Origin of the sequence: Escherichia sp. KTE31 (assembly GCF_000407925.1) — a bacterium.
In the GTDB taxonomy this organism is placed as follows: Bacteria; Pseudomonadota; Gammaproteobacteria; order Enterobacterales; family Enterobacteriaceae; genus Escherichia; species Escherichia ruysiae.
In genome coordinates, this window is the sequence record NZ_KE136722.1 from 1,585,861 (window position 1) to 1,601,937 (window position 16,077).

Here is a 16,077-nt window from a genome sequence, read left to right on the forward strand (position 1 = left end):
CTTGTGAAACGGCTTGGTTCACTGCCGTACAGGCAGCTTAGAAAGATCTGGTGTACTCCCCTTACGTCAAATAATAGTTCACTGCCGTACAGGCAGCTTAGAAAAACGTAGAGGACCAGCTGTCGAATGCAGCAAGTTCACTGCCGTACAGGCAGTTTCACAATACGCAATGGTAGACGTTTGGTCATATCATGACGCTCTCAACTTCAAAACATTAGCCTTAGCACACAATAACAATTGTAATAATTGCGACAGAAATCAATTTCCTGCATAGAAATCAATGTTGTACTAATCCTAACGCCTTCAAACAAAAATAATCACAGGATGTGTTTATGTCTTCAAATTACCTTACTCCTTCTGACCTCAAAACCATTCTCCACTCCAAACGCGCCAATATTTATTATCTGGAAAAATGCCGGGTGCAGGTGAATGGGGGGCGGGTGGAGTATGTTACCAGTGAAGGCAAGGAGTCATATTACTGGAATATCCCCATTGCGAATACCACAGCGTTGATGTTGGGGATGGGAACATCCGTTACTCAGGCGGCGATGCGTGAATTTGCCCATGCGGGGGTGATGGTAGGATTTTGTGGTATGGATGGCACACCGCTTTACTCCGCCAATGAAGTAGATGTTGATGTCTCCTGGCTCAGTCCACAAAGCGAATATCGTCCTACCGAGTACCTTCAGCAATGGGTTTCTTTCTGGTTTGTTGAAGACAAACGACTTGCCGCCGCGAAACGTTTTCAGTTAATCCGCCTGACACATATTGATAAACACTGGACTAGCGCGAAAATGCAGCGTGAACACGCATTTCAACCTGATGCTAATGCGCTCCAGGCCCTGCTAAATCGTACTCGTGAAGAAATAGACGCGGCAGAAAACCATACGCAGCTTATGCTCGTAGAGGCGAAATTGACCAAAGCACTCTACAAAATGGTGAGCCAAACCGTGGGTTATGGCGATTTCACCCGCGCAAAACGGGGCGGTGGGATTGATATGGCTAACCGCTTCCTCGATCAAGGGAATTATCTGGCCTATGGCCTGGCGGCAGTGGCGGCGTGGGTAACAGGTATCCCGCACGGTTTAGCGGTAATGCACGGTAAAACACGTCGCGGTGGGCTTGTTTTTGACCTTGCCGATCTGATTAAAGATGCCCTTGTTATGCCACAAGCATTTATCGCCGCAATGGCGGGAGAAGATGCTCAGGCGTTTCGTCAACGCTGCATCAATATCTTTCAACAAGCGGATGCGCTGGATGTCATGATCACCTCTCTGCAGGAAACAGCTCAGGCACTGGCTAAGGCTGACCAATGAACGTTCTGATCATTTCGCGCTGCACAAAAAATGCCCGCGTGGAGAGTTGCCGTATTATTGATCAGTTTGCCGAACGCACAGGTGATGCCGCATGGCAAACGGTAATTACTCAGGAAGGTGTTAACACTTTACGCCGTTTACTGCGCAAAACGGCAAGACGAAATACAGCGGTTGCTTGTCACTGGCTGAAGAAGAATGGGCAAACGGAGCTGATGTGGATTGTCGGCAATATTCGTCGCTTTAATGCTCAAGGCCGCGTTCCCACAAATCGAACAACGCAAACCAGCCTGGTGAACAAAGAAGAAAATCGCTGGCAGTGCGCGGAAAGCATTGCGCTGCTGGCGGCTATTGCTGGGTTATTTCATGATTTTGGTAAAGCAGGACGCAGCTTTCAGCAAAGCCTGACCAAAAAGAGTGCACGAAGTTATCAACCTTACCGGCATGAGTGGATTTCGCTGCGGCTTTTTCAGGCTTTTGTCGGTAAGCAGTCAGATGATGTATGGCTGGAAAAACTCGGGGAATTAACGGCTGATGATGAAACCGCGATTCTTGAGCGCCTGCAAAAAGACACGCCTCATTTTTCCAATAGCCCATTCAGTTCGCTGCAACCACTCGCCAAAACGGTAGGCTGGTTGATCCTTTCCCATCATCGAATGCCGGAGAATCTTTCGCCACAACCGGAACAATCATACAAAGGCTGTGAAAGTTGGCTGGAGAAGCAACTCAATGCTGACTGGAATGCCGTTAACCACCGTAAGAATGACTGGTCACCTCAGGATTTCGAGCAAGTCTGGCAGTTTCCGTCAGGAACGCCACTTCAAAGCGCGAGCTGGCGAGAAAAAGCGCGCCAGATTGCCCGTCGGGCGCGTAACGCAGTCGCTTTAAAGGAATGGGGGCTGATGGAGCAACTGTTTCTATTACATATGGCGCGTTTTTGCCTGATGCTTGCTGATCACTACTATTCATCTAACGACGCGCAGCAAAAATGGCAAGATCCGAATTATATCGTCTGGGCAAATAGCGATCGGCAGAGCGGCACGCTCAAACAACGGGTAGATGAGCATCTTGTGGGCGTTGCGCATCATGCGTATTTGCTTGGGCGGCAACTGATGCACACACGGGCATCGCTTCCGGCAATTGCCCGACATAAAGGTTTTAACCAGCGAGCTACAGATGCGAAATATCGCTGGCAGGACAAAGCCTGGGATGTGGCGCGTGCGTTACGTGAACGCAGTCGGGAAGATGGTTTTTTCGGTGTCAATATGGCCTCGACGGGGTGCGGTAAAACCTTTGCTAACGCCCGCATTATGTATGCGCTTGCTGATGAGCGTGAAGGGTGTCGTTTTACCATTGCATTGGGATTACGTACGCTGACCTTACAAACGGGTGACGCTCTGCGCAGCCGGCTTGGATTGGGTGAGGATGAGCTGGCAGTACTGATTGGTTCGGCGGCAGTCAAACAACTCTGGCAGCAGGAAAAAACAGACAATGATTGCGGAAGTGCTTCGCAAGAGTCGCCAGCAGAGGAGCAACAGTTTGTTAAATACGAAGGTAGTCTTCATACCGGCGCGCTGGAAAAATGGTTGAAGGATGACAGCAAACTTAAAGAGCTAGTAAGTGCCCCAATTCTGGTAGCGACGATTGATCATCTTATTTCCGCGACCGAAGGTGTACGCGGCGGGAAACAGCTTCCGGCGATGTTGCGTCTGTTAACCAGCGATTTAGTGCTCGACGAACCTGACGATTTTGATATTGCCGATCTTCATGCGGTATGTCGTCTGATGAACTGGGCTGGAATGCTGGGTACGCGGGTATTACTTTCTTCCGCGACGTTGCCGCCAGATTTGATTCAGGCTCTGTTCGCGGCTTATCTTGCCGGGCGCAAAATGTGGCAGGCGTCATGCGGTACGAACGGCAGACCCGTCAATATCTGCTGTGCCTGGTTTGATGAAAAAGATGCCGATGCCACACAAATTGGTGATGGCGCTACTTTTCGTGAGACGCACAAAAAGTTTGTTGCGCGACGAGCGTTAATGTTGGCTGAAAAAGAACGATTTCATTTCGGGCGTATAGCTTCGATTTCATCCCCATCAAGCGCGATTCAGGATGTTATCGAAAGCGTGGCTCACACGGTACATGAGCAAATGCTGAAGTTGCATCAGGCGCATCGCCAGCAACACGAAAGCGGCAAAACTGTTTCGCTGGGTCTGGTGCGCTTCGCCAATATTAATTCTCTGGTCGCGGTGGCCAAAGCTCTGATTACCATTCCTTCACCAGAAGATGTCTGCATTCATTATTGCGTTTACCACTCCCGACATCCGCTGGCGGTACGTTCAAATATTGAGAAGCGGCTGGATCGCGCTTTTACTCGTCATAGAGAAGATGATTTCTGGAAAAACGAGGATATCGCTGAAGCCTTACATAAAAGTCCGGAATCGCACCATATTTTTGTGGTGTTGGGCACATCGGTTATAGAAGTGGGGCGTGACTGGGATGCGGACTGGGGAATTATCGAACCGAGTTCTATGCGTTCGATTATTCAATTTGCCGGACGTATTCAACGCCACCGCAGAAATGTGCCAACCAGTGAGAATCTGGTTATTTTGCGGAGCAATATCAAAGCATTGCAGAAAAAATGCCCCGCATTTTGTAAACCGGGTTTCGAAACAAAAGATCGCGTGCTGAATAGCCATGATATTTGCGAGCTGATACCACTCACGGACTACCGGACGATTAATGCCTTACCACGGATCTTACCTGCCAATAATGAAAATAAACTGGCGGAACTTGAGCATCGTCGTTTATCCACCGAGTTGATGAGTAGTAAAAGCAAACATGTGGTAGCTGCGCAATGGTGGCGCGCACCACTAAGCTGGAACGGCTGGATGCAGCGCCAGACGCCTTTTCGTTATTCGTCGTTACCGGAAGCGGTGTTTTTTCTGCATATGGATGACGAAGAAAGAAAAGCGAGTTTCTATTCCCGCATGGGCGACAACGAGCGTAAAGAGCAGGGGAATTTCAAACGAGAAGAAGTGATATGCGCCAGCGGCGTTGCTTGTTGGGGCATGATGGATTACCAACAAGTTTTGTTGGATCTGGCTGTTGAGCACAGTTGTGAGATTAATCGTGTCGGGGAAAGGTTTGCTGAAGTGAGAGTACCCGTCTGTGACGAAGATGCGCTCAACGGCTGGCATTATCACCCATGGTTAGGGGTGTTTCGCGCCCCGTGAAGGGGCGCGAGCTGCCTGTACGGCAGTTTACAAGTATCGCTATAGGAGCTTTATATATTTCTAAGCTATCTGTTCGACAGTTTAGTTCTTAACTTTATCGCAATTCTGGAAAACATTGCAACGTGATTCATATTAAAGAAGCTTTATATAGGTGTTGATCGTTTTTTGATCGTTGATTACAATCCCCTACACTTGAGGCGTGGAGGGGGTTGTGAATGCGTGATGATATGAAAGTATTTTGTGCAGTTTTGTTTTGTACTTGCTGGATATTTGCATCTAAACCGATGTTGGTTTCGATTGATCACAAGGTTGCGACAGGCGGGGAAGTGAATAATTCATTAATAATATTAAATTTTTAGCTAGTAGGTGGCGCAAGGAGGGAATCTTTTGAACAACAATTTAGTAGATTTTATAACTGACTACATTGCTTCGCGAAGGCAACCCAAAATCGATGCCTTTGAAAAAGAAGCAGCAAAGAGGCTAGAGCAGGGCAATGATGCCAGCGCCATCGCTCAGGAACGGCAGGAACTTGAAGCACGCTACCTGCCACGTAACTGGTTAACGGATGCGGCGAAGCGTGCCGGGCAAATTAAGTTAGTCACTCATGGCGCTAAATTTAGTCATGGTGATTCTAAAGCCAGCAGCTTTTATCTGGACACCTCCGCTAACGAAAGCTATTTAAACACAGCATCGTTGGCGAAAGTCGCCACTGACGCCATTGGCAACGCCGCCGCACTGGACGTCGCAAAACTGCTACAAACCGATGTCAATGGAGATTCATTGCTTGCCAGTCTTAAGCGCGGCGACTATCAGGCATTAAGCACGTTTGCAGAGGATGAAGCTCAACTGGCGCAGTGGGTTGCAGGGTTTCGTCAGGCATGGACACTTGCACAGCCTGTCAGCCATAAACTGGCAAAACAAATCTATTTCCCTGTCGATGATGGCTATCACCTGTTATGCCCGCTGTTTTCCAGTTCACTGGCGCAGGCGATGTATGAAAAGCTAACCGCTGTGCGTTTTAGCGAGGAATCGAAAGCCATTCGCGATGCTCGCAAGGCAGGTAAATGGCACCCACAGCCAGATATTCGTTTCCCTAATCTTGCTGAGATGCATTTTGGCGGTACAAAACCGCAGAATATTTCTCTGCTCAACAGTGTTCGTGGTGGTCGTATTTGGTTGCTGCCATCAATGCCCCCCACCTGGTCGACGCAGGATCGCGCACCACAAAACATGCGCAGTATTTTTGCCTTACGCGGCGATTTCAATCGCTTAGCTTCGGGCACTATCGCCCGGATGACCTACTTACTGAAAGTTGACATAAACAATGTTCATATCCGTACTGCGCGCGCGAAATATATTGATGAGTTGATAGATTTGCTGTCCATGCAGGCATCCTCTTTTCAGCAAGAAAAATGGCAGGGGTGGTCAGCACAATCACCAGACTTACCACGTCACCAGCAGCTTTGGCTGGACCCGTGGCGAAGCCTGTCAGATGAGGCTTTCAAACTGGAGCGTGAGAAAAACGACTGGCAGAGAACCGTCGCTGATGACTTCGCGCGCTGGCTGAACTATCGCCTGAAAAAAGCAAGTTTCGATGTGGGAGCCGTCGAGCAAAGAGAGTGGCGTAGTCAGTCCCTGTTCACTCAACGGATGCGTGAAATGGAAGCCGTTTTGCAGGAGGCGCTGAAATGAGTTATCTGCTCTTGTTACCCCATATACGCATAGAAAACGCTAACGCCGTTTCCGGGTTGACCTGGGGATTCCCGGCGATGACCCATTTTCTCGGCTATGTTCATGCGCTTTCTCGCAAAGTGGTGGATGAATTTGGCGTAAGTTTTGCCGGTTGCGCAGTCGTTAGCCATGAACAGCATATTCAGGCGTACAGTTCCGGGCGCGATTTTCAGTTCGCTCTCACCCGTAACCCATTAACCAAAGAAGGTAAAACTGCCTCGTTCAATGAAGAGGGGCGTATGCACCTGACGGTTTCTCTACTTGTTGAATGTAATGGCGAAATTACCAATGGAGAATACGGTAGAAAAGCCCTGTGTGACCATCTGAAAGTGCTTTGCCAGAGCCATAAACTGGCGGGTGGCAGCATTGTCAGTATGCGCGATCCGCAGCTTTTTCATGCACCTGAAGATGAAAAGCAACTGCGTAAAATCATCTGGCGTTTAATGCCGGGTTACGCGCTTTACGATCGCAGCGAATGGCTGGCTGAACATCACCAACAACATCCTGATATATCGTTGCTTGATGCCTGGCTCGATTTCGCCGCCATTAAATATCAGGCCGAATCTCCGGCAGAAGACAACAGCGCAAAATGGACATACCAGCCGAAGCCGATGCCCGGTTTCCTGGTACCGTTAATGTGCGGTTACCAACGTATATCTCCTGTTTACGCCCCCGGTGAAGTTGAAAATGCGCGCGACACCGTGACGCCATTTGCTTTTGCCGAAGCCGTTTATGGAATTGGTGAATGGCGCGGATTACATCGCATCACTGACCTGCAACCGCTGATGTGGCGCTACCGTACAACGGACACCGGCTACTATTGCTCGGCAATACCACTCGTTGACGACCCTATAACTCATGAAGATGACGATTCAGAATAAGGACATAATTATGGCAAAGGCTCCTGTAGCAATAAAAACAGCATCGGTACTGGCATTTGAACGCAAACTGGCAACCTCTGACGCGGTGATGTATGCAGGTAACTGGCAAGGAAATGAATGGCAACCCATTGAGATTCAGGAGAAAGCGGTTCGCGGAACCATCTCTAATCGCCTGAAAAACACGATTGCCAGCGACCCCACAAAACTGGACGCTGAAATCCAAAAAGCCAACTTGCAGCGGGTAGATGTGGCCTCGCTTCCGGTAGATGCGGATACGCTAAAAGTGGTGTTTACGCTGCGAGTGCTGGGTAATTTATCTTCACCTTCAGTATGTAATGATATGGCTTACCAGGAGGCGCTTTCCGGGGTCATTGAAGGTTACATCAGTGAACATGGCTTTAAAGAGCTGGCGTTACGCTATACGCTGAATCTGGCAAATGGCCGTTTTCTGTGGCGCAACCGCATTGGCGCTGAGCAGATCCAGGTGAAAGTTACTGCGAATGATACTTCATGGACTTTTAACAGCCATGACTTCTCTTTACGTCAATTTGACCAGGAGCAGGCAGCGGTCACGCAGCTGGCGGCCATCATAGAACAAGGGTTAAGCGGAAAAGAGTGGGTCATGCTTACCGTTGAAGCGCAGGTTCGCCTCGGTGCCGGGCAAGAAGTCTTCCCGTCACAGGAGCTGGTGCTCGACAGTAACAGTAGCAAAAGTCGCGTGTTGTACCAGGTTGCAGGCATTACCGGTATTCACTCCCAAAAAATTGGCAACGCTTTACGTACCATTGATACCTGGCATCCGAAGGTTGATGAGCTGGGAGCTATCGCTGTAGAACCTTATGGTTCTGTAACCAGTCGCGGTGTCGCTTGTCGTCAGCCAAAAGAAAAACTCGATTTTTATACCTTACTGGATAATTGGGTGACTAAAGGCGTCAAACCAGAAGTTGATCAGCAGCACTACGTGATGGCTGTCTTGATCCGTGGTGGTGTTTTTGGTGAGAAAGCGGAATAAGGAGCTGTCAATGGATCACTATCTTGAGATCCGCGTTCTGCCCGATCCTGAATTTTCGAGTGAAATGTTGATGGCGGCGTTATTTGCCAAATTGCACCGGGCACTGGGTGCAAGAGGTCAAGGTGATATCGGCGTGAGTTTCCCGGACATAAACGTTAAGCCAGGAGCGCGTTTACGCTTGCATGGTAGCGCCCCGGCATTGCAGGAGCTTGAAGCCTCAATGTGGCGTAAAGGGCTTACGGATTATTGCCAATGTTCGCCTGTCACTCCCATTCCTGAAATAAAGGGCTGGCGAGTGGTAAGTCGTGTGCAGGTCAAAAGTAACCCACAGCGTCTGTTAAGGCGTTCAGTGAAAAAAGGCTGGCTTACTGAAGAGCAGGCGATTGAGCGACTGGCGACGCAAACTGAACAGCGGACCGATTTACCTTTTCTTAATATGAAGAGTTTGTCGAGTCAGCAACAGTTTAAGCTGTTTATCCAGCACGGTGATTTGCGTGCAGAACCGGTTAAAGGGGAATTTAGTAGTTATGGATTAAGCACAACGGCAACTATTCCCTGGTTTTGATGTTTTGCAATTATTAAGAGGCCTGGCCGTGTGGCTGGGCCTTTTTGTAGTGTGGCCAGGCCGTTGAGAAGATGTGTTGGATGTTAATTGTTCATATCCGGGATGTTGTTTTCTTTGCTAAAAAAGTTTTATTGCTAAACCATTTCCTGGAGAGGGAGTTATTGAACTGAGAGGTAGTTATTGAACTGAGAGGTATACGAAGCCATCTATATGCGAAAAAAAAGCCCGTACTTTCGTACGAGCTCTTCTTAAAATATGGCGGTGAGGCGGGGATTCGAACCCCGGATACGTTGCCGTATACACACTTTCCAGGCGTGCTCCTTCAGCCACTCGGACACCTCACCAAATTTTTGTTGCCTGACCTCATGGGGCAACGGGGCGCTACTATAGGGAGTTGGAGTAAAACGGTCAAGAAAAATTTATTTAGATTTGTTTGTTTGGTTATGCATTGTTCACGCGGTTCATCCGACCAGGATTGTGACTATACATGTTCTGGGCAATTATTTATCAAAAGCTACGCTGGAAATATGAGATTGAAGACATTCCAATCGACCCTTTTTCAGAGTGAAATGTAACTCATTGATTTTATTTATTACTATTTTGATGCCTCGAAAAAGGGTATGAATTGGAGATTTTGTAAGTTTTAACAGTAAATCAATCGGATAGTCTGTTATTATTCCAGTTCACTGCCGTACAGGCAGCTTAGAAAAACATTATTTGGCCCAAAGATAATAGTAATATGTTCACTGCCGTACAGGCAGCTTAGAAAGAATCCAGTTGTCGTGGTACGCACGGAACACTGTTCACTGCCGTACAGGCAGCTTAGAAAGTCATCACAAGACCAGCTACAGCCGCCGCATCGTTCACTGCCGTACAGGCAGCTTAGAAAGCCTTCCATGCCGCTGACGCGGCATCAAAAAAGTTCACTGCCGTACAGGCAGCTTAGAAACCAGCACCAATTGCTGGGGGTTGCCCTCATTTGTTCACTGCCGTACAGGCAGCTTAGAAACTGTTGTATTCAGCCATTCTCCGGTCATCTGCGTTCACTGCCGTACAGGCAGCTTAGAAATCTTTCAGCGCAACCATGGCATTCTTGCCGCCGTTCACTGCCGTACAGGCAGCTTAGAAAATCAGCAAAACCGGCAACACAGACATTTGAAGGTTCACTGCCGTACAGGCAGCTTAGAAAACCTCAATACTCAAACAGGGATCGTTTCGCAGGTTCACTGCCGTATAGGCAGCTTAGAAAAGAATGCTGGCACTTAGTCCAACAGGAAATCTTGTTCACTGCTGTACAGGCAGCTTAGAAAGCTAACGCGGAGATACGCCCCGGCTGCGGGTGGTTCACTGCCGCACAGGCAGTTATAAAATCCATACCCCAATATTTATTTTCTTCCTTAACTCCAGATGCAAAAAAGGCCGGTTAAACCGACCTTTTACTCGTTCTTTCTCTTCGCCCATCAGGCGGCAAAACAATCAGCGACTACGGAAGACAATGCGGCCTTTGCTCAGGTCGTACGGGGTCAGTTCAACAGTCACTTTGTCGCCCGTCAGGATGCGGATGTAGTTTTTGCGCATTTTACCGGAGATGTGTGCAGTAACCACGTGACCGTTTTCTAACTCTACGCGGAACATGGTGTTAGGCAACGTTTCAAGAACGGTGCCTTGCATTTCAATATTGTCTTCTTTGGCCATCTAATCCTCTGGGGTATCACTACCGTAATTTGAACCGGCAAGATAATGCCGAAGTTCTGTAAATAAGTAAAGATTTGCGCGCTAAATCGCAACAAACAGGTTTGGCACATAACTCCGAAAACACACGGCTAAGCCGCACCAAAAGCGCAACGTATAAGGGAGCGGTGAGATAAACGATGGGCGTTACCTGACGCGAAAAATTCCTTATCGGCAGCGGAGTAATGAGCGTAACCAACTCTGCGACCGCAATTATAACACTCTGGAGAGAAATGTGCCGAAAACATTCATTTCTGAGGCGAAAACAATTGCCGTGGCACCCAGAAGTTATTCGGCAATCGTTCCGGGCGCATTTGATTAAGATAATTGAGGTAATCCCTGCGGGGAATTTCGCAGGCGCCAAGCGAAGCTGTGTGATCATTAAGCACCTGACAATCGATTAATTTGCCACCGTGATAGATAAATTCTTCGCAGAATACCAGGAGCGCCGTTTTGGACGCATTTTCCATGCGGCTGAACATCGACTCACCACAAAATAACGTTCCCTGCGCCACGCCATATATGCCGCCGACAAGCTCGTCTTCACGCCAGACTTCAATAGAGTGGGCATGACCCAGCTCGTGCAGGCGGTAGTAAGCTTCAACCACGTCGCGCGTGATCCAGGTTCCTTCTTCGCGATCGCTGGCACAACCTTCAATAACCTGACCAAATGCGTAATTCATCGTGACACGATAGGGCGAGCGTCTATGAAAACGTTTCATACTGCGACTAATATGCAGGGATTCTGGCCATAATACCGCGCGAGGGTCGGGCGACCACCACAGAATAGGGTCGCCAGGAGAAAACCACGGAAAAATACCGCGTTGATAAGCCATCAACAGACGCGCAGGGCTTAGATCGCCCCCCAGCGCCAGCAGGCCGTTAGGCTCACGTAATGCGCCTTCCGGGGAAGGGAAGGCTATTGAATGGCGAGAAAGCTGAACCAGGCGCATGACCGCAAAACTCCACTACGCAAGTCGGATCGTTCAATAATAGCTTACAAACCCTGCTTAAACTGGTAATAACGTCCCTGTCTGGCAAGCAGTTCTGCATGAGTACCTTGCTCAATAATTTGTCCGTTGTCCATCACAATTATTTGTTGGAAGCGAGAGAGTCCGCGAAGTCTATGGGTGACCATTAACACCGTTTTTTCACGCATCATTTCTGCAAGCAATTCAAGGATCTGGCTTTCAGTTGTGGCATCTAAGCCTTCGGTTGGTTCGTCCAGCAATACTAGCGGCGCATCGTGTAATAGCGCACGGGCGATAGCCAGGCGGCGCAGTTCGCCACCGGAGAGTTGGCGTCCACCTTCACCCAGCCAACTGTTGAGTCCTGCGTCTTCAAGCAGCTTCTCCAGACCGACGCGGCGCAAGATCTCCGCCAGAGCCTCATCACTGCTGCCAGGTGCTGCAAGTAACAGATTATCTCGCAGCGTTGCGCTAAACAGATGTACACGCTGTGGCACAACGCTGATGGCCTTACGCAGAGCCGTTTCATTCAGGCTGGCTATAGGGCTACCGTTAAGCAAAATCTCGCCCTGTTGCGGATCCCATGCGCGGGTCAGCAGTTGTAATAGTGTCGACTTGCCGCATCCCGTTCGACCGAGAATCGCAATATGTTCTCCGGCGTTTGTCTGAAGGGAAATCCCTTTAAGAGCTTGCTGTGATTGCTCAGGATAAGTGAACTGAACATCACGTAACGTCAGGGAAACCTGATCGGCAACATGGGTTTGGGTATCAGGGAAGGTGACTTCTGGTTTTTGATTCGTTAAGTCAGTGATCCGTACTGCAGAGGCAATGACTTGCCCCAGATGCTGAAATGCACCTGTCACCGGCGCCAGAGCCTCAAACGCAGCTAACGCACAGAAGACAAACAAGGCAATTAACGCGCCGGGTTGAGCATTGCCGCCAACGCCGCCAGACGCCATCCACAGCATCAGGATCACCGCTAACGCACCAATTAGCAGCATTATCGCTTGCGATAAAGCGGTCAGTTCAGATTGACGGCGTTGCGCTTCCAGCCACTGAATTTCAGTATTCTCTAATTGCGTGCGATAACGATCGCTGGCACCAAAAATGGTCAGTTCAGCTTGCCCTTGCAGCCAGGCGGTCAGTTGCTGGCGATACTGCCCGCGAAGATGAGTCAGATTATGCCCTGTGCTTTTACCAGCACGATAAAATAGCGGAGGCATCAGGAACAACGTCAGCAACATAATGCCGCCCAGCGTAAAGGCGAGGGTGAAATCAAGGAAACTTAACCCGATTGTCACCACCATAATCACCACAAAAGCGCCCACCAGCGGTGAGATAACGCGCAAATAAAGATGATCGAGCGTATCAACATCCGCCACGACGCGGTTGAGCAATTCGCCCTGACGATAGCGCGCAAGCCCGGCAGGGGAGAGCGGCAAAAGTTTACTGAATGTGTAAATGCGCAGATGCTGCAATACGCGGAAAGTCGCGTCATGACTCACCAGACGTTCAAAATAACGCCCTGCGGTACGGGTGATTGCTGCGCCACGCACCCCTGCGGCGGGGAGCATATAGTTGAAGCTGTACAGTCCTGCAACGCCCGCAACCGCTGAGGCGGAGAGGAACCATCCGGAAAGCGTCAACAGACCGATACTGGCGAGCAGAGTAATAATCGCCAGTACAATACCAAGGCTTAACATCCACTTATGACGTTTATACAGAGCCAGATAGGGTAGCAAAGCGCGCATTTAAATCTCCTCCTGACGATGGGCCAGCAATGTAGCGAAAGGACCGTTAGCCACGCTTAATTCCGCGTAACGTCCTTGCTCGACAATCTGACCATCCTGCATCACCCAGATAGTATCCCAGTCAGCAAGATCTTCTAACTGGTGGGTGACCATTAACGTAGTCTGGCGCAGAGAGGCGGCATTCAGCGCCTCCATCACGCGCTGTTCGCTGTGTGCATCCAGGCTGGCAGCGGGTTCATCCAACAGTAATAGCGAACAGGGATGCAGTAATGCACGCGCCACCGCCACGCGCTGCGCCTGACCTACGGAAAGGCGGGCAGCCTGGTCGCCAACAGGCGTATCAACTCCTTGTGGCAGGAGCGGTAGAAACTCACTGACCCATGCGTTATCCAGTGCTGTTTGTAACTCTTGTTCGCTGGCATCAGGTCGCGCCAGTAGCACATTGTCCCGTAGTGTTGCTGCTGGTAGTTGTGGATTCTGCCCAACCCAGGAGAGATGTTTGCGCCAGGATTCCGGTGATAAATCGCGCAATTCGATACCGTTGACCCGTAGCGATCCCTGATATGAGAGGAAACCGGAAAGTGCATTCAACAGTGAGCTTTTACCTGAACCGCTACGGCCAACCAATACAGCTCGTTGGCCTGCTGGCAAAGTAAAGTTCAGCGGTCCGGCCAGCGTTTTACCTTCCGGCGATGTGATAAACAGATCCTCGGCCTCAATGGTCACCGGATCGGTTGATGCTAATTCCGTCTCACCGCGCTGCGGATGGGCGAGCGGGGTTTCCATAAACGTTTTCAGACTGTCAGCCGCGCCAACAGCCTGGGCTTTAGCATGATAAAACGTACCGAGATCGCGCAATGGCTGGAAAAACTCCGGCGCAAGGATCAGCGCCAGAAAACCCGCAGCCAGCGTCACGCCAGTATCATAGTGACCAAAATCCAGCTCGCCGAGATAGGAAAAACCAAAGTACACCGCCACAAGGGCAATCGACAGCGAGGTAAAGAATTCCAGAATGCCGGAGGATAAAAATGCCAGTCGCAGCACTTCCATTGTCCGTTGACGGAAATCTTCAGAAGCAGAACGAATGCTTTCAATTTCAGCTTCACCACGACCAAAAATACGCAGCGTTTCCATGCCGCGCAGGCGATCGAGGAAATGCCCACTTAAGCGAGCAAGTGCGAGAAAGTTACGTCGGTTAGCATCGGCGGCGCCCATTCCAACTAAGGCCATAAACAACGGGATTAACGGCGCAGTGCCCAGCAGAATAAGCGCCGCAGCCCAGTTAGAAGGGAATATTGCTACCACAATCAGCAGCGGCACTGACACCGCCAGCGCCATTTGTGGCAGGTAGCGAGCATAGTAATCATGCATATCGTCAATTTGCTCGAGTACCAGCGTCGCCCAACTCCCCGCAGGTTTGCCCTGAATCCACGCCGGTCCTGCTTGCTGCAAACGGTCGAGAACCTGGCGGCGGATGGCAAAACGGATATGCTGCCCGGCGTGATAACCCACCCGTTCGCGCAACCAGACCACCCATGCGCGCAATACAAAGGTCAGAACCAGTAACGTAAAGGGCAGCAGCAGGGCTTCACGGGGGATGTTCTCCATAATCATGTGCTGCAGAATACGCGCCATGAACCAGGCCTGGGCAATTATCAATATGCCACTCACAAAGCCCAACAGACGAGAAATATTCAGCCAACGTTGGGAGATGACGCTTTGCTGTTTTAACCAGCGGGTTAACTCTTTTTGACGGGATTTATTCATTGCACGCTTAGCAGGTGAGTTATCAGAATTTTTTGCAGGGCAATGTTACAACGGAGGAATAATAAAGGCGACCCATAGTCGCATGGTGTCGCCTTCTTTACTTTTGTTACTGATTTGTAAAATTATTTTGCGTCAGCTAAACCGTCGAGGTAGCGTTCAGCATCCAGTGCCGCCATGCAGCCTGTACCGGCGGAAGTAATAGCCTGGCGATAAATATGATCCATCACGTCACCTGCGGCAAAGACGCCCGGAATGCTGGTCTGGGTGGCATTACCATGAATACCCGATTGTACTTTGATGTAGCCGTTTTCCAGTTCCAGTTGCCCTTCGAAAATGGCGGTATTCGGGCTGTGGCCGATAGCAACAAACAGACCGGCAACGTCGAGTGACTCGATGTTATCGCTGTTTTGCGTATCGCGAAGACGAACGCCAGTGACGCCCATCTGATCGCCGGTCACTTCTTCCAGCGTACGGTTGGTGTGCAGAATGATGTTGCCGTTCTCCACTTTATCCATCAGACGCTTAATCAGAATTTTTTCTGCGCGGAAAGTATCGCGGCGGTGAATCAGGTGTACTTCAGAAGCAATGTTAGACAGATACAATGCCTCTTCAACAGCGGTATTACCGCCGCCGATAACCGCAACCTTCTGATTACGGTAGAAGAATCCATCGCAGGTCGCACAGGCAGAAACCCCACGTCCTTTAAAGGCTTCTTCAGAGGGCAGGCCGAGATAGCGTGCAGAAGCTCCGGTAGCAATAATCAGCGCATCGCAGGTGTACTCGCCGCTGTCGCCAGACAGACGGAACGGACGATTCTGCAATTCCACTTTGTTGATGTGATCAAAGATGATTTCAGTTTCAAATTTGGTGGCATGTTCATGCATGCGTTCCATTAATAATGGACCGGTCAGATCGTTTGGATCGCCTGGCCAGTTTTCCACTTCCGTGGTGGTGGTCAGTTGGCCGCCTTTTTCCATGCCGGTAATCAGCACGGGTTGCAGGTTGGCGCGCGCCGCGTAGACAGCAGCGGTATAACCCGCCGGGCCTGAACCCAGGATAAGCAGTTTACTGTGTTTGGTCGTGCCCATGAGATCCCCATAGTTGTTGGCAGACAATGGGCAGGAT

Annotated in this window: 11 protein-coding genes, 1 tRNA gene, 1 pseudogene and 2 CRISPR repeat arrays (1 of these 15 only partly in view); of the genes and pseudogenes, 6 read left to right on the forward strand and 7 right to left on the reverse strand. The window is 49.9% G+C overall.

What is annotated here, in order from left to right:
* A CRISPR array of direct repeats spans nucleotides 1-163; the repeat unit is 28 nt; unit sequence GTTCACTGCCGTACAGGCAGCTTAGAAA (it extends 706 nt beyond the left edge of the window).
* A 169-nt stretch (nucleotides 164-332) separates the two neighbouring features.
* The 6 genes from cas1f (at nucleotide 333) to cas6f (ending at nucleotide 8,735) form a co-directional block, all read left to right on the forward strand.
* Entirely contained in the window at nucleotides 333-1,316 is a 984-nt protein-coding gene (cas1f, locus tag WES_RS13580; protein ID WP_016158986.1) for a type I-F CRISPR-associated endonuclease Cas1f, read from the forward strand.
* Complete coding sequence (gene cas3f / locus WES_RS13575; protein WP_016158985.1) at nucleotides 1,313-4,546, forward strand: type I-F CRISPR-associated helicase Cas3f; 3,234 nt, start codon at nucleotides 1,313-1,315, stop codon at nucleotides 4,544-4,546. Before cas1f ends, cas3f begins: the two co-directional genes overlap by 4 nt.
* Nucleotides 4,547-4,933: 387 nt before the next feature.
* Nucleotides 4,934-6,238: a type I-F CRISPR-associated protein Csy1 gene (csy1, locus tag WES_RS13570; protein ID WP_016158984.1), complete on the forward strand. Its 1,305-nt coding sequence runs from the start codon at nucleotides 4,934-4,936 to the stop codon at nucleotides 6,236-6,238.
* Nucleotides 6,235-7,158 carry a type I-F CRISPR-associated protein Csy2 gene (csy2, locus tag WES_RS13565; protein WP_000120896.1) on the forward strand — a complete coding sequence of 308 codons (924 nt, stop codon included), beginning with the start codon at nucleotides 6,235-6,237 and terminating at the stop codon, nucleotides 7,156-7,158. The genes csy1 and csy2 overlap by 4 nt, the downstream gene beginning before the upstream one ends.
* 10 nt (nucleotides 7,159-7,168) lie before the next feature.
* Nucleotides 7,169-8,170, forward strand: coding sequence for a type I-F CRISPR-associated protein Csy3 (csy3, locus tag WES_RS13560; RefSeq protein ID WP_016158983.1), 1,002 nt, complete (start codon nucleotides 7,169-7,171; stop codon nucleotides 8,168-8,170).
* Between the two features lie 10 nt (nucleotides 8,171-8,180).
* Nucleotides 8,181-8,735, forward strand: a complete 555-nt coding sequence (gene cas6f, locus WES_RS13555; RefSeq protein WP_016158982.1) for a type I-F CRISPR-associated endoribonuclease Cas6/Csy4 — start codon at nucleotides 8,181-8,183, stop codon at nucleotides 8,733-8,735.
* A gap of 256 nt (nucleotides 8,736-8,991) precedes the next feature.
* Here the strand turns inward: cas6f and WES_RS13550 are convergent.
* From WES_RS13550 to trxB, 7 genes and pseudogenes are all read right to left on the reverse strand, one after another.
* Nucleotides 8,992-9,079 (reverse strand) — tRNA-Ser (locus WES_RS13550).
* Between the two features lie 337 nt (nucleotides 9,080-9,416).
* A CRISPR array of direct repeats spans nucleotides 9,417-10,105; the repeat unit is 28 nt; unit sequence GTTCACTGCCGTACAGGCAGCTTAGAAA.
* A gap of 106 nt (nucleotides 10,106-10,211) precedes the next feature.
* On the reverse strand, nucleotides 10,212-10,430 hold the full coding sequence (gene infA, locus WES_RS13545) for a translation initiation factor IF-1 (RefSeq protein ID WP_001040187.1): 219 nt from the start codon (nucleotides 10,428-10,430) through the stop codon (nucleotides 10,212-10,214).
* Nucleotides 10,358-10,530, reverse strand: a pseudogene (locus tag WES_RS24715) (hypothetical protein); the annotation flags it as partial. The pseudogene WES_RS24715 and the gene infA, both read right to left, overlap by 73 nt.
* A gap of 184 nt (nucleotides 10,531-10,714) precedes the next feature.
* On the reverse strand, nucleotides 10,715-11,419 hold the full coding sequence (aat, locus tag WES_RS13540; protein WP_016158981.1) for a leucyl/phenylalanyl-tRNA--protein transferase: 705 nt from the start codon (nucleotides 11,417-11,419) through the stop codon (nucleotides 10,715-10,717).
* 44 nt (nucleotides 11,420-11,463) lie between these two features.
* Complete coding sequence (cydC, locus tag WES_RS13535; protein ID WP_016158980.1) at nucleotides 11,464-13,185, reverse strand: heme ABC transporter ATP-binding protein/permease CydC; 1,722 nt, start codon at nucleotides 13,183-13,185, stop codon at nucleotides 11,464-11,466.
* Complete coding sequence (gene cydD, locus WES_RS13530; RefSeq protein WP_001043608.1) at nucleotides 13,186-14,952, reverse strand: heme ABC transporter permease/ATP-binding protein CydD; 1,767 nt, start codon at nucleotides 14,950-14,952, stop codon at nucleotides 13,186-13,188.
* 122 nt (nucleotides 14,953-15,074) lie between these two features.
* Entirely contained in the window at nucleotides 15,075-16,040 is a 966-nt protein-coding gene (gene trxB / locus WES_RS13525) for a thioredoxin-disulfide reductase (RefSeq protein ID WP_016158979.1), read from the reverse strand.
* Nucleotides 16,041-16,077: the final 37 nt, after the last annotated feature.

Excerpts from the sequence above, each read along its gene's own strand:
- cas1f (WP_016158986.1), top strand. The coding sequence starts at position 333 with ATGTCTTCAAATTACCTTACTCCTTCTGACCTCAAAACCATTCTCCAC.
- cas3f (WP_016158985.1), top strand. The coding sequence starts at position 1,313 with ATGAACGTTCTGATCATTTCGCGCTGCACAAAAAATGCCCGCGTGGAG.
- csy2 (WP_000120896.1), top strand. The coding sequence starts at position 6,235 with ATGAGTTATCTGCTCTTGTTACCCCATATACGCATAGAAAACGCTAAC.
- csy3 (WP_016158983.1), top strand. The coding sequence starts at position 7,169 with ATGGCAAAGGCTCCTGTAGCAATAAAAACAGCATCGGTACTGGCATTT.
- cas6f (WP_016158982.1), top strand. The coding sequence starts at position 8,181 with ATGGATCACTATCTTGAGATCCGCGTTCTGCCCGATCCTGAATTTTCG.
- infA (WP_001040187.1), bottom strand. The coding sequence starts at position 10,430 with ATGGCCAAAGAAGACAATATTGAAATGCAAGGCACCGTTCTTGAAACG.
- aat (WP_016158981.1), bottom strand. The coding sequence starts at position 11,419 with ATGCGCCTGGTTCAGCTTTCTCGCCATTCAATAGCCTTCCCTTCCCCG.
- cydC (WP_016158980.1), bottom strand. The coding sequence starts at position 13,185 with ATGCGCGCTTTGCTACCCTATCTGGCTCTGTATAAACGTCATAAGTGG.
- cydD (WP_001043608.1), bottom strand. The coding sequence starts at position 14,952 with ATGAATAAATCCCGTCAAAAAGAGTTAACCCGCTGGTTAAAACAGCAA.
- trxB (WP_016158979.1), bottom strand. The coding sequence starts at position 16,040 with ATGGGCACGACCAAACACAGTAAACTGCTTATCCTGGGTTCAGGCCCG.